A 13,781-nucleotide genomic window follows, 5' to 3' on the forward strand; every position below is an offset into this window, starting at 1 on the left:
GTCGCCGATGCATGGTTTGCGACGCATGAATGCGAAAGGCCCGGCGGTGAAGCCGCCGGGCCGCTGCTGTCGGGAAAGGAAAAAAGCTCAGTTCTGCCGTGTGGCAGGCGCGGTCGGAGCGGTGGGCGCCTGGCTGGCCGCGTCGCGCTTGACGCCGCGCAGCAGGTCAAGCGCCGCGCTCAGCTGGTTGTCCTTGGTCTTGTCGGTCGGGATGTAGGACGAAGAGCCGGACTTCTCCTCATCGGGCTTGGCCCCGCCTGAGAGGTGGCCCTTGAGCCCGGCCTCGCCCTTGGTTTCATCCTTGCCCTTCAGCTCATCGGGGATGTCCTGCAGGATCACCAGATCCGGATCGATGCCTTTGGCCTGGATCGATTTGCCCGACGGCGTGTAGTAGCGCGCCGTGGTCAGCCGCAGCGCCCCGTTCGCGCCCATGGGGATGATGGTCTGAACCGAGCCCTTGCCGAAGGAGCGCGTGCCCATGATCTGCCCGCGCTTGTGATCCTGGATCGCGCCGGCGACGATTTCCGCAGCAGAAGCCGAGCCGCCATTGATCAGGACAACGACCGGCTTGCCGCGCGTCAGATCGCCGGCCTTGGCGCTGAAGCGCTGGGTCTCGTCGGTGTTTCGGCCGCGCGTCGACACGATCTCGCCGCGATCGAGGAACGCATCGGACACCAGGATCGCCTGATCGAGACGGCCGCCGCGATTGTTGCGCAGGTCGATGATGAAGCCCTTGAGCTTGTCGCCGGGCGCATCGGCGATGGCCTTCTCGATGCCGCGGCGTAGACCGTCGAAGGTCTGCTCGGAGAAGGTGGATATGCGGATATAGCCCACATCATCGCCTTCCATGCGCGCCCGCACCGCCGGAACCACGATGTCGGAGCGCGTCAGCGTGAATTCGAGCAACTCCTTGCGGCCCGGCCGCTCGATCCGGAGCTTGACGTTCGAATTGACCGGACCGCGCATCTTCTCGACGGCCTGCGTCAGGGTCAGTCCCTGCACGGCGTCGCCGTCGATCTCGCGAATCAGGTCATTGGTCATGATGCCGGCGCGGAAGGCTGGCGTGTCGTCGATCGGGGTCACGACCTTGAGCACGCCCTCCTCCATGGTGACCTCGATGCCAAGGCCGCCGAAGCGGCCGCGCATGTCGATGTCCATGTCGCGGAAGCTCTTGGGGTCGAGATAGCCCGAATGCGGATCCAGAGAGGTCAGCATGCCGTTGATGGCAGCCTCGATCAGCTTGCGCTCATCGGGCTTCTCCACATAGTCGGTGCGGATCTTCTCGAAGATGTCCCCGAACAGGTTCAGGCTGCGGTAAGTCTCGGCATTGGCCGCAACCGCGCTGGTCGCGCTCATGAGGTCGGTGCGCAGCGCCACCGCCGTCACCCCGGCGCCCGCGACCGCTCCTGCCACCAGCAATGTAATCTTGCGCATCATCATCCGCGAACCCTGTCGACCTGCGTTGTCGCCCACCATGGCCCAGGATCGATCGAGCGACCGTCCTTGTGAAACTCAACATAGAGAATTGGCTGGCCATTGCCATCCCCTAATACGGTCGCGGTGCCTTCGGGTCCCTCGCCCAGCACGCCCACCGGCTCGCCCGCGAGCACGAACTGGCCGCGCGCCACATCCGTCCTGCGCAGGCCGGCCAGCAGGATGTGATAACCCCCGCCCATCTGGAGGATCACCATATTGCCAAAAGTGAGGAACGGCCCCGAAAACGCCACCCATCCATCCGCCGGAGCGGACACGATCGCGCCCGGGCGCGCCTGCCAGCTCTCCCCGCGCATAGCCGAGCCCGGCTGCGGCCCGTCGGAGAACCCACGTAATTGTGATCCTGCCACGGGCCGGGGCAGGAGGCCCCTGAGGTCCTGGAAGGCGGCCTGCGGGATCAGCCGTGAGGGGTCGCGAAAGGCGAGCTGGGCCATCCGTTCGCGCACCTGCCGGGTCTGCGCCTCGGCCCTGCGGCGCGCATCCTCGGCCAGCCGTCCGGCTGTGCTGATCTCGCCTTCCAGCCGGTCGATCAGCTCGCGCAAGGAGGAGGCCTCGCGTCCGATCTCGACACCGCGCTGCTGGATGCCGGCTGCCTCGCCCGATGCGTCCGCCTCGCGTGTGCGCCGCGCCTCGACCAGCGCCGCGATCCGGGCCCGCTCGCTGGCCAGCTCGTCGAACTCAAGCGCGACCTTGCCGCGCTCCACCACGCCCTGGGCGCGCAGGCGCACGAGTTCGGCGAGATCCACGGCCAGCGTCTCGACCTCGCCGCGCAACTCGGGAATGACGGCGCCCATCAGGATTGAGGCGCGCACCGCGTCGAGCACATCCTCGGGCCGCACCAGGACGGCCGGCAGCGGACGCCGGCCCATGCGCTGCAAGGCGGCCAGCACATCGCCGATGAGGCCGCGGCGGCTGGCCAGCGAGCGGCGTATCCCCTGCTCGCTTGATGCCATCACCTCCAGCCGCTGCTCGATGGCGGCGATGCGCGCTTCGGTCGCCTGCGAGCGCCGCGTCGCCTCGATCAGCGCGGCGGCGAGCCGCCCGCGATCGGCCCTGATCTCCCGGATTTCCGCGTCCAGCCGCGCCTTCGCCTCGGCATTGGCGGCGAGCCGCTCCTCCACCGCCTTGAGCTCGGCATCGCGCTCGGCCCGTTGCGCGCGCTTGATCTCCGCCTCCCGCAGCAGCGTTTCCGCCTGTTCGGACAGTTGCGGGAGCCCTTGTCCGGATACCTGCGCGGCGGCAGGCGGCGATACGAAGGGCGCGAGGCCCTGGCTCAGGCCGAGCGCCAGCATCACGCCAAGGCGGCGACTGCGGGTGGGCTGGCGAATCAGATGACGCATCACGCTCGATGATAGGGGTGACCGCCCAGGATCGTCAGCGCCCTGTAGAGCTGTTCGAGCACAAGGACGCGCACGAGCTGGTGCGGCAGGGTCATCGCGCCGAAGGAGAGGGCAAGGCCCGCCTCCAGCCGCAGCGCGGGATCGAGCCCGTCCGCGCCGCCGATGAGGAAGGAGACGCCGCCGGCACCCCGGTCGCGCTCGCGCGCCAGACGCGCGGCGAAATCGGCGCTGCCTATCGCCGCGCCACGCTCATCGAGGATGACGGCAAGCCCCGCGCCGAGACGGCCCCGCAGCGCGGAGCCCTCATCGAGCTTGCGCTCATCGGGCCGGCGCGCCCGGCTTTCCGGCAGTTCGATGATGTCCGGGCCGCTGAAGCCGAGGCCGCGGCCATAATCCTGGATTCGGCCGGCATATCGTTCGCACAAGGCCCGCTCGGGGCCGTCCTTCAGGCGGCCGATGGAAAGCACGGACAGGCGCATGCGGTCCGCCGCAGCTCAGCCTGCGGCGAATTCGGTCGGCCTGTCCACGCCCCACATCTTTTCGAGATTGTAGAAGGCCCTGACTTCTGGCCGGAAGACATGCACGATCACGTCGCCGCAATCCACCAGCACCCAATCGCAATGGGGCACGCCCTCGACGCGCGGCGCAGGTTGGCCGGCCTCCTTCAGCGCCTTCACCACCTCGTCGGCGATGGACCCGACGTGGCGGTTGGAGCGGCCCGAGGCGATGATCATATGATCCGCGATCGAGGTCTTGCCCTGCAGGTCGATCACGATCGTCTCCTCCGCCTTCATCTCGGCCAGCGCATGGGTGGCGAGCTTGAGCGTGTCGGATTCGGGCGGGGCGGCTGGCGGCGGCGCGGGTTCGGCATTCTCCGCTGCGGCGCCGGCGGCTGGCCTGGCAGCGCGCTTGGTCTTGGCTCCGCCCTTGGTGGCCGCCGCTAGCTCTACGGGGCCGGGAGTGGCGCTCTTGCGCCGCGGTTTCTTGGCCGGTTCAGTCGCGGATGGAGTGTTCAGCGTGATGTCCTCGTGCTGGCGGCCTCAACGGAGGTGGGCGGCCTGACCCATACCATAGGCATTCGTCGCCCTTCATTCAACGCTGGCGACCGGCCCTGATGCCGATTTGGCCGCGATTTCGCGGCGCAGCGCCGTGGATGACGCCGCCGAGCGACGTCCATGCACGAAGAGCCAGGCCGGGGCGCGTTCCATGGCCAGCAACAGCCCGTCGCTTTCATGCAGGCGCCATGGCGCGAGCGCCGTCCCTGCCACCGAGCGGATGGCGCGGTGAGTGGCGCCGGGCCGGTCGATCACCGCGATCGGCAGCATCCGGGCGATGGAGCGCCAGTTCCGCCAGCGATGGAACTGGGCGAGGTTGTCCGAGCCCATGATCCAGACGAAGCGGGCCCCCGCGTGCCGCGCGAGAAGCGCCCGCAAGGTCGAGGCGGTGAAGCGCGTGCCCAGCCGCGCCTCGATGCCGGTGACCTTGATGCGCGGATGCCGCGCGATGCGCTGCGCCGCGACGATTCGGGCATCCAGCGAGGGCAGCGCCCGGTTGTCCTTGAGCGGATTGCCGGGCGTCACCAGCCACCAGACCTGATCCAGCCCGAGCCTGCGCAGCGCGGTGAGGCTGGCAAGGACATGCCCCTCATGGGCAGGATTGAAGGAGCCGCCGAGCAGCCCGACCTTCAGCCCCGGCGCATGGGCGAGGAAGCGTCGCGCCCCGTCGGGTAGCGCAGGCAAGTCCATATCGCGCCTCAAGGCCTGATCTGGCCCGACCCGAGCACGCGATACTTGAACGAGCAGAGCTGCTCGACGCCCACCGGCCCGCGCGCATGCATCCGGCCAGTGGCGATTCCGATCTCGGCGCCGAAGCCGAACTCCCCGCCATCGGCGAACTGCGTCGAGGCGTTGTGCAGGACGATCGCGGAATCGACCTCGGCCAGGAAGCGCCCTGCCGCGGCATCGTCCGCCGTCACGATCGCGTCGGTGTGGTGCGAGCCGTAGCGCTCCACATGCGCGATGGCCGCATCGAGTCCGTCCACCAGCTTCACTGCGATGATCGCGTCGAGATACTCGGTCGCCCAATCGGCCTCGCTGGCCGCCTCGACCCTGGGATCGGCCTGCTGCGTGGCCTCGTCGCCCCTGACGGCGCAGCCCGCATCGAGCAGCGCGCCCACAAGGGGCGCCAGATGGGTGCCGGCCACGGCCCGGTCCACCAGCAGCGTCTCGGCCGAGCCGCAGACGCCGGTTCGCCTCAGCTTCGCGTTCAGCACGATGGTGCGCGCCATCACGAGATCGGCGGCGGAGTGGACATAGACATGACAGTTGCCGTCCAGATGCGCGAAGACAGGCACGCGCGCATCCTGCTGCACGCGCTCGACCAGGCTGCGGCCGCCGCGCGGCACCACCACATCGACATGTCCGCCAAGACCGCCGAGAATCGCGCCAACCGCATCGCGGTCCCGGACGGGCACGAGCTGGATGGCGTCGGCGGGCAGGCCCGCCTTCACCAGTCCGGCGCGCATCGCCTCGGCCAGCACGCTGGCCGTGCGCAGGCTTTCCGAACCCGCCCGGAGGATGGCCGCATTGCCGCTCCTGATGCACAGGGCGCCGGCATCCGCCGTCACATTGGGGCGGCTTTCGAAGATCACGGCGATCACGCCGAGCGGCGTCGCCACCCGCTCGATCACGAGCCCGTTGGGTCGATCGAAGCGGGCAAGGACCTTGCCCACGGGGTCCGGCAGCGCGGCGATGTCCGCCACCGCCTGCGCGATCTGCGCCACGCGCGTGCCGTCGAGCAGCAGCCTGTCCACGAAGGCAGCGCTCTGGCCCCTGGCGCGCGCCTCGGCGAGATCTTCTGCATTGGCGGCCAGGATCGCTCCGGAACGGGCGCGGATCGCCTCGGCCGCCGCCGCCAGGGCCTCGCCGCGCCGGGCGGCCGGGGCCAGCATCAGGGCGCGCTGCGCGGCGCGGGCGCGGGCGCCCATCTCGAACATCAGCGCGTCGAGATCCGGGGCCGGGGCCGCAGCGGCGGCCGTCAGGGGTGCGATGCGGTTCATGGCAGGGCTTCCGTTTGCATCAGTCTAGCCGATCACGAGGGCCATGTCGTCACGGTGCACCATCTCGGCCTGGCCGGGGTGGCCCAGCACGGCCTCGATCTCCCGTGACGGCTTGCCGAGCACGCGGCGCGCATCGGCTGTGTCGTAGGCGACGAGGCCGCGCCCCAGCTCGGTGCCCGCCTGATCGCGGATCACCACCGCGTCGCCGCGCTGGAACTCGCCCTCGACGCGCGTCACGCCCACGGGCAGCAGGCTCGCCCCCCCAGCCAGAGCCCGTGCCGCGCCGGCATCGACATGCAGCACGCCCCTGGGCTCCAGCGTGCCGCCGATCCAGGTCTTGCGCGCCGTCGCGGGGGTCGACGCCGAGAGGAACCAGGTGCAGCGCGCCCCGTTCGCCACCGCGGCGAGCGGGTTCTTCGGGCGCCCGTCGGCGATCATCATGTGCGTTCCGCCCGAGACGGCGATCTTGCCGGCCTCGATCTTGGTGGTCATGCCTCCGCGGCTCAGCTCCGACGCAGCGCCCCCCGCCATCGCCTCGATGTCGGCGGTGATGCGCGGCACGATGGGGATGTGGCGGGCCTCGGGATCGCGAGCCGGCGGCGCGGTGTAGAGCCCGTCAATGTCCGAGAAGAGCACGAGCAGGTCTGCCCCGGTCATGGTGGCCACCCGCGCCGCAAGCCGGTCATTGTCGCCATAGCGGATCTCGGAGGTGGCGACCGTGTCGTTCTCGTTGATGACAGGCACGGCGCGCATTTCGAGCAGCCGGCCGATGGTGGCGCGCGCGTTGAGATAGCGCTGGCGCTCCTCGGTGTCTGCCAGCGTGACCAGGATCTGCCCTGCCGTGATGCCGTGATGGCCCAGCGCCTCGGCCCAGATGCGCGCCAGCGCGATCTGCCCCACGGCCGCCGCCGCCTGGCTCTCTTCCAGCTTCAGCGCGCCAGCGGGCAGGCCGAGCACCGTGCGCCCCAGCGCGATGGCGCCGGAGGACACGACCTGCACGTCAGCGCCGCGCGCGTGCAATTCGGCGATGTCCTCGGCCAGCGCGGCCAGCCAGCCGTGGCGGGCGCGCCCCCGCGCGCGGTCGACCAGCAGCGCCGAGCCGACCTTGATGACGACCCGCCGGAACTGGGACAATTTGGGAGCGGAGAAAGCAGGCTGGGACATGGCGGTTCTGATGAGGCGGAACATGCAGGATGGCGGCCCCTCACCGCAAGCGGCGGCTTGCGCGAGGGCGTGTCGATCACTGCGTCACGGTCGCCAGCCGGCATCGACGGCAGGCGCGTTCAGCCGCGCCTCGTCGGCCCGGGCCTCGTCGATGATCCCGCGCAAGGCGCGCAGCGCTTCGGGCACGCCTTGGCCCGAGGCGGATGACAGCGCCAGCGGGGCGCGCCCCGCAGCGCGCCTGAGCCGCGCGAGTTGCTGCTTCAGCGTGTCGGGATCGAGCGAATCCACCTTGGAAAGCGCCACGATCTCCGGCTTGTCGGTCAACTCGCCGCCATAGGCCTCCAGTTCGCGCCGCACGATCTTGTATGCCTTGCCGGCATGTTCGCTCGTGCCGTCGACGAGGTGCAGCAGCACGCGGCAGCGCTCGATATGGCCGAGGAAGCGGTCGCCAAGGCCCGTGCCTTCATGCGCGCCCTCGATCAGCCCCGGTATGTCTGCCAGCACGAACTCGCGTCCGTCCACCTGCCCGACGCCGAGCCCCGGGTGCAGCGTGGTGAACGGATAGTCCGCGACCTTCGGCCGCGCGGCCGTCACGGTGGCGAGGAAGGTGGACTTGCCGGCGTTCGGCAGGCCGACCAGCCCCGCATCCGCGATCAGCTTCAGCCTGAGGATGATGGTGGCCTCCTCGCCGGGCAGGCCGGGATTGGCCCGGCGCGGCGACTGGTTGCTCGATGTCTTGAAGTAGGCATTGCCGAAGCCGCCATTGCCGCCCTTGGCGAGCAGCACGCGCTGGCCCGGCTCGGTGATGTCGACGATCAGGGTTTCGCCATCATCCTCGAAGACCTGGGTGCCGGGCGGCACCTTGAGCACCACGTCGGCGCCCTTGCCGCCGGCGCGGAGCGCGCCCATGCCGTGCCCGCCGACCTTGGCCTTGAAATGCTGCGCATAGCGAAAATCGATCAGCGTGTTCAGCCCGTCAACGCACTCGGCCCAGACGTCGCCGCCGCGCCCGCCATCGCCGCCATCGGGGCCGCCGAACTCGATGAACTTCTCGCGCCGGAACGAGATGCACCCCGCCCCGCCATCGCCGGCCTTGATGTAGACTTTCGCCTGGTCGAGAAATTTCATCGCTGGTCACCCATCATCGGCCTCGTTTGGTCCGATTGCGCCCCCGCGTCAATCGCGCGCCGCATCCTGGCGGCAGCTCAAGGCGCTGTCAGGGCGCGGATGGCGGCCGGAAGCACAGCGCTGCGGCGCGTTCGATCGCCTCATCCATGCGCTCATCCGCCGGCTCGAGCCCGGTCGCCTGGCGCAGCCTGAAGGGCTCGCGCCTCAACGCTGTGACCACGCAGGCGCAGGCGGCAAGGCAGGCGCGCCGATCCCGCGACAGGCTGCATTCGGACACGCATTCCTGCTCGAAGCGCGCCTCGGCCGGGCGATCAGTTCGCACGGTCAGACCCGGCGCAACCCAGGCGAGGCCCATCAGGAGCGCGATGAACACCGGCTGGTGGATGAGATAAATCGCCAGGCTGCGCCGGCCGGCCCACATCAGCGGCGCGGCCAGCGGCGGCGGCGCCAGCGCCGCAAGCCGTGCCGCTCCCGGCCCGCGGGCGAGCCCGAGCCCTGCCGCCAATCCCACAAGCAGATAGGCAGACCAGAAGAAGATCGGCACGAAGTCCACCGCCAGCGGCGGCACGCGCGCCAGCCCCAGATGCTGCCAGAGCGGGAACAGCGCCGACGCCTCGACACGGCCCTGCACGAAGGCCAGCGCCGGCAGGTCCAGCACAGGCGCCACGGCGGCCACGATGGCCGCAGCCGCCAGCACCGCCCGCCACGGCAGCCGCACCAGCGCCGCGCCCATCAGCGATGCCGCCGCGATGCAGTGCAGGATGCCGAACGCGACCCAGGCATCGGGCATGGCGATGCGCGTGACGATGCTGACCCCGAGCGCCGCGCCCGCGACGATGCCGAGGCGACGCCAGAAAGGCCGCCAGCGCGGTCCATCTGCATGGGCGAGCCCGAGACTGATCCCCGCCAGGAACAGGAAGCTCGCGGCGATCGAATGGCTGAAGGCCCGCCATCCCGGATGCAAGGCCACATCCGTGGTGATGAAGCGCAGCCAGAACAGGTCCCAGGCCAGGTGGAACACCGCCATCGCCACGAGCGCCGCCCCGCGCGCCAGATCGACCACCGCGATCCGCGTCGTGCCGGCGCTGATCGGCGCGTCAGGGGCGGACGACAAGCTCATGGGCGCATGATAGCCGTGGCTTCACGGCTTTCGGAAGGCGGCTGGCGCGGCTCAGGCGCCGCCGCTGCGCCGGAGCGCGGCGGGAAGCGGGCCTTTGCGGAACACCAGCTCCACATCGCCGACAGGCAGAAAGCCCCACGCCACCGTCGCGCGGTTGAACACCGTCCCGTCAGGCCGCAGCGTGAGCGTGTCGTCGAAGCTCAGACGCCGCGTGCCGGACGGCAACTTGAGGTCCGCCGTGTAGGCGAAGCGGACCGTGTCGGGCTGCGGCGTCGTGACATCGGCGGGGGCGATGACATCCTCGCGCGTGCCAATGTAGCGCCCGGGCCCGGTCCTTTCGAAGAACCAGGTCTTCTGGTCGCGCTCGCCATCGGCGTAGAAGAAGTCCTCGAACAGGGCGAGACGCCGACCATCCCAGCGGCCTACCAGATCGACAGCCAGTTTGCGCTCCTCGCCCGTCAGGTTGTTGCGGAACCGGCCCACGGCATGGGTGCGGCCCCGGAACCAGACATGCAGAACGAGGCCCTGCACCGCTTGCGCGAGGTTCGGGAACGCTGCCGTGGCGGCCAGCGCGGTCATGACCGCCCCTGTGCGATGAAGGAGGCGGCGGCGTGAAAGAGGCATGTCATCCGGGTTCATGATTATTCATACGTTGCCATCCGCGCAGCGGATGCATGGCCATGCGCCGCAAGCAGAGTTCGCCCATGCGCCGCAAGCAGAGTTTGCCCACCCGCCGCAAGCAGAGTTCGCCCACCCGCCGCAAGCCCTTTCCCTCAGCGCGCGTGCGCCCCGCCATCATGCAGGGCGAGCGGCGCGCTGAGCCCGCCGGCCGCCTCGTCCCTGAGGCGGGTCTCGGCGCTCAGCCTGGCGGCGGCCACGACCACTGCGCCGTGCCCCAGCCCATCGGCCTGCGCCGCGCGCGCCTGGCGGGGCCAGTTCACCAGCGCCGCCCAGGCGCCGGAATCGAGCATGAACTCGTCGCATGAATGCATTCCGCCCCGCGCCGGCAGGTCGCTCAGCGCCGTGCCGATGTGGCGGAATCCGCATTTTTCCAGCACACGACGCGAAGCCGGATTGACGACGCGGCTCCAGGCCGTGACGCGCTCGACCGCCGTGTAGCTGAAAACGGTGTCCAGCACCGCCTGCACCGCCTCCGCCATAAGGCCCTGCCCGCTATGGTGTGGATGCAGCATGTAGCCCAGTTCCGCCTCATCCGGGTTGGGCGTGGCCGTGACGCAGACCCAGCCGACCTGCAGGTTGGGCTTGCTGCGCGGCGTCAGGGCGAGGAACAGGCTGACGCCAGTGGCGTTGGCCTTCCGCGCCGCGAAAATGCGCCGTTCAGCCTCGCCTTCCGGCAGGGGATGGGGCCATGAGCCGGTCATCTCCGCCACCTCGCGAAGCCCTGCGAAGGCCCTCAGCGCGGCGATGTCGCCATGGCGCGGCCATCTCAGCCACAGCCGGCGTGTCTCCAGACGGAACACGTCATCGCGCGTGAGATCGGGAAAGAGCGGCGGTCGCGGCGCGCTCGCAGGGCCGTGCGCCTGTGTCGTTTCGGTGCTCATCAGTGCCTCCAGATCGGGTATCAAGACGCAAACAGGGACGATGGGGGTGATCCCATCGTCCCTGCTGGCTTGATCTGATGAGGGCTTGGCCGCCTGCTCGCCTGATCCGACCGGGTCGATGAGACCGGCGGATCAGGAAAGTTGGCTTCCCTTTTCCGCCTTATTCCGCGGCCTCTTGGGCCGGAACGACCGCTACGAAGGAGCGGCCAAGCTTGGTGCCGAATTTCACGCGGCCATCAACCAGCGCGAACAGCGTATGGTCGACGCCCATCCCGACATTCGCACCCGGACGCACCTTGGTGCCGCGCTGGCGCACGATGATGTTGCCCGCGATCACAGACTGATCGCCGAACTTCTTGACGCCAAGACGACGGCCCGCGGAATCGCGGCCGTTGCGGGATGAGCCGCCTGCTTTCTTGTGTGCCATGGTCTAACTCCTCGAATCTGCGATGTGTTGGAATCTCGAGCGCGGCCCGCGCTCAGAGATCCTTGCCTGACTTCAGCTCGGCCTGATCCGCCTTGGCGCGCGGCGCCTTGCCGGCCAGCAGCTCGTTGGCCTGCTCAACCCACTCCTCGCGGGTGGCACGACCGCGAAGCGCGAGCTCGGCGTCCCACCTCGCGACATCCTCAACGCTCCAGCCGGCGATAGTGTTCCAGCTGGTGATGCCAGCGGCGCGCAACTTCTTCTCGATGGTCGGCCCGATGCCGGCGATCAGCGAGAGATTCGACGTGTCCATCGCGCCGGCGACATCCTTCGGCGCGGCGGCGATCGAGGCGGCGGCGACGGAGGCGGCCAGCGGAGCCTTGGCGGTGACGTTCACCTTGGCGCCCCCGGTGAGGATGTCGGTGATGCGCACGATCGTCAGATCCTGACGGTGGCCCCGCTTGCGCTTCGAGTTCTGGCGGCGGCGCTTCTTGAACGAGATGACCTTGTCTCCGCGGCCCTGCCCGACGATCTCGGCGGCGACGGAGGCGCCGGCCACGAAAGGAGCGCCCACGGTCGTGGTCTCGCCATCGACGAGCATCAGCACGTGTTCGAATGCGACGGTCTCCCCGGCGGAGCCGACGAGCTTCTCGATGGTGATCTGGTCGTCGGCGGCGACGCGATACTGCTTCCCGCCGGTCTTGATGACTGCGAACATGTCTTTCTCCTGTTCGATGCCGCATCTCTGGCCAACGTTTGCGGGCCTGGATGGACTTCTTGGCAGCCTATGGGGTTCATGGGGGCCTCATGCACACCCATAAATGGTCAAGGCGCGGGCAAGCCTGCCCACGCCAGAACGCCGCCTCGATACGTGACGCCTCCGCCCCCGTCAAGCCGCGCAGGCCGGGAATCGCCGGCCTCGGCCCTGTATGGGCCCGTTGCGGCGCGGCGAAAAGCGCTTGTCACCCGACGTCCTCGCGTGTATCGCCGCCATCCCGCAGAACAGGCTGCCCGAGCTGCTGCCCTGGAACGGGCAACCGCATACCGCGCAAAGCCGTCAGGCCGCCTGAACAGCAATGGCTGCGGCCCACGCCGCATGGATACGTCGCAACCACGTTCCCACTCGAAAAAGCCTCGCTCACGACCGTGCGCTTCTCCTCAGCGCTCCAACGGCGGCGGCGGGCATAGGTCCCATCGTCCATAGAAAACTCTCCAGCACCGCTGCCGACACCCGTTGCCGGTCAAACGAGCGTGAAAAGCTGAGCGCCAAAAGGCCTTCCCGCAAGGCGGCCCTCAGCGTGTGGATACCTTCTAGCTTGCGCGCGCAATGTTAAGCGCCAAGAGCGCCTTCAAAGCCTCATCATCGGAAATATCAGCCGTCCAGCCATAGGCGGCGGCAACGGCGGCATCCAGCTCGGCGTGAGCGTTCGCCAACCAAGCGGGGCGGGCGTTGTAAAGATTGGTCAGGGTTCGGTTTTTCAGCTCGGCGCGGGCCGCGACTCCCGCTGGCTCGATACGGTCGGGATAGCCAGCAACCACCTCAGGCACGCGCTTGATGAGGTCGGGAGGGTTCAGCCAGTTTTCACGCAGCTCGTTCAAGCGCTTCGCCGCCTCGGCAATTTTCCCTGCATGCGGGTTTTTGTATTTCTTTGGGTCTAGGTTCGGCTCTATCCCCTTTGGAAAAGGAAAGGTCTCAAATGTTCTTGTGGCATTGTATCTTCCTTGATTCCCTACGCCCATTTTATTGCCTTGAGCGCGAGCCCAAATGCGGTGGAACCGCGAGCTTAAAATACCAAATATTGCATCATCATCGCGACAAATTACAAATAAACTCCCACTGAATACGCACCCACTAGGTAGGTAGCGGAAAATTAGATGTTCACTTGTCTCTGGAACCGCAATAACCTTTAAGAACGCAGAAGCAGTCGCCCGAAGTCGCGGGCGCGGTCTTTGCATAACCCAATATCTATTAAGCCTTGCCGATTCAGTTGCCTCTCCAGTGCTTAACCCTTCTCTGGATTTCAAAACATTATCATGCACCCACTGGAACGGCCCTTCATACAAGGCTGCATCTTCACCAGATATGGTTTCGGGAAAATCAATAACCCAATCATCACTATCACGCATAGTGACATCGTCATTTCCAACAAACCGCTTTATTACATCTGTATTTCGGCAGCCATTCGGATTAGTCGGCTTTAGCATTAAAGTGCGAGCAAATTTTCCATCAATAACAAAAGGGCCATTTAATTTTACACCTTGAAATGCAATTTTTTTGTTGTTCATTATTGAATTTGCTAAGCTTACATCAATACCACTAGTTAAATCGTTATTCAATTTGGCACAAAGTTTGCCGTTAATATGATAATCAGTTGGATTTGTATGCCCGCATATGACTGCTACACGAACTTCGGCTCCATTAATTACCCAAGGTTCATTCTGCCAAACATTAAATAGAGAAATATCAGTGTTGTTCAAAAGATTATTTAGG

Annotated in this window: 14 protein-coding genes; all 14 read right to left on the reverse strand. The window is 67.4% G+C overall.

The window, feature by feature from the left end:
* Positions 1–87: 87 nt before the first annotated feature.
* The 14 genes from HEQ16_17440 to HEQ16_17505 all read right to left on the reverse strand — a co-directional run bounded on the left by HEQ16_17440 (position 88) and on the right by HEQ16_17505 (position 13,768).
* Positions 88–1,434, reverse strand: a complete 1,347-nt coding sequence (locus HEQ16_17440; protein ID MCO4055793.1) for a S41 family peptidase — start codon at positions 1,432–1,434, stop codon at positions 88–90.
* 2 nt (positions 1,435–1,436) lie between these two features.
* Positions 1,437–2,834, reverse strand: coding sequence for a peptidoglycan DD-metalloendopeptidase family protein (locus HEQ16_17445; GenBank protein ID MCO4055794.1), 1,398 nt, complete (start codon positions 2,832–2,834; stop codon positions 1,437–1,439).
* A complete protein-coding gene (gene rlmH / locus HEQ16_17450; protein MCO4055795.1) occupies positions 2,834–3,313 on the reverse strand; it encodes a 23S rRNA (pseudouridine(1915)-N(3))-methyltransferase RlmH in 480 nt (159 codons plus the stop codon). Before rlmH ends, HEQ16_17445 begins: the two co-directional genes overlap by 1 nt.
* A gap of 15 nt (positions 3,314–3,328) precedes the next feature.
* The gene (gene rsfS / locus HEQ16_17455; GenBank protein MCO4055796.1) at positions 3,329–3,850 is read right to left on the reverse strand and encodes a ribosome silencing factor; all 522 of its coding nucleotides are present in this window, start codon (positions 3,848–3,850) and stop codon (positions 3,329–3,331) included.
* 72 nt (positions 3,851–3,922) lie between these two features.
* Entirely contained in the window at positions 3,923–4,579 is a 657-nt protein-coding gene (locus HEQ16_17460) for a nicotinate-nucleotide adenylyltransferase (GenBank protein MCO4055797.1), read from the reverse strand.
* 8 nt (positions 4,580–4,587) lie between these two features.
* Positions 4,588–5,829 (reverse strand): glutamate-5-semialdehyde dehydrogenase, encoded by a 1,242-nt coding sequence (locus HEQ16_17465; GenBank protein MCO4055798.1) that lies wholly within the window; start codon positions 5,827–5,829, stop codon positions 4,588–4,590.
* 87 nt (positions 5,830–5,916) lie between these two features.
* Positions 5,917–7,056 carry a glutamate 5-kinase gene (locus tag HEQ16_17470; GenBank protein ID MCO4055799.1) on the reverse strand — a complete coding sequence of 380 codons (1,140 nt, stop codon included), beginning with the start codon at positions 7,054–7,056 and terminating at the stop codon, positions 5,917–5,919.
* Positions 7,057–7,140: 84 nt separating this feature from the next.
* Complete coding sequence (gene obgE / locus HEQ16_17475) at positions 7,141–8,184, reverse strand: GTPase ObgE (GenBank protein MCO4055800.1); 1,044 nt, start codon at positions 8,182–8,184, stop codon at positions 7,141–7,143.
* Between the two features lie 88 nt (positions 8,185–8,272).
* On the reverse strand, positions 8,273–9,304 hold the full coding sequence (locus HEQ16_17480) for a DUF1624 domain-containing protein (protein ID MCO4055801.1): 1,032 nt from the start codon (positions 9,302–9,304) through the stop codon (positions 8,273–8,275).
* 51 nt (positions 9,305–9,355) lie between these two features.
* Positions 9,356–9,883: a DUF3833 domain-containing protein gene (locus tag HEQ16_17485; protein MCO4055802.1), complete on the reverse strand. Its 528-nt coding sequence runs from the start codon at positions 9,881–9,883 to the stop codon at positions 9,356–9,358.
* Positions 9,884–10,077: 194 nt separating this feature from the next.
* Positions 10,078–10,866, reverse strand: a complete 789-nt coding sequence (locus HEQ16_17490; protein MCO4055803.1) for a GNAT family N-acetyltransferase — start codon at positions 10,864–10,866, stop codon at positions 10,078–10,080.
* Positions 10,867–11,026: 160 nt separating this feature from the next.
* Positions 11,027–11,293, reverse strand: a complete 267-nt coding sequence (rpmA, locus tag HEQ16_17495) for a 50S ribosomal protein L27 (GenBank protein MCO4055804.1) — start codon at positions 11,291–11,293, stop codon at positions 11,027–11,029.
* A 52-nt stretch (positions 11,294–11,345) separates the two neighbouring features.
* The gene (gene rplU / locus HEQ16_17500; protein MCO4055805.1) at positions 11,346–12,008 is read right to left on the reverse strand and encodes a 50S ribosomal protein L21; all 663 of its coding nucleotides are present in this window, start codon (positions 12,006–12,008) and stop codon (positions 11,346–11,348) included.
* Between the two features lie 593 nt (positions 12,009–12,601).
* Entirely contained in the window at positions 12,602–13,768 is a 1,167-nt protein-coding gene (locus HEQ16_17505; GenBank protein ID MCO4055806.1) for a class I SAM-dependent DNA methyltransferase, read from the reverse strand.
* Positions 13,769–13,781 lie beyond the last annotated feature (13 nt).

This window comes from Bosea sp. (in: a-proteobacteria), from assembly GCA_023910605.1.
GTDB lineage: Bacteria > Pseudomonadota > Alphaproteobacteria > Rhizobiales > Beijerinckiaceae > Allobosea.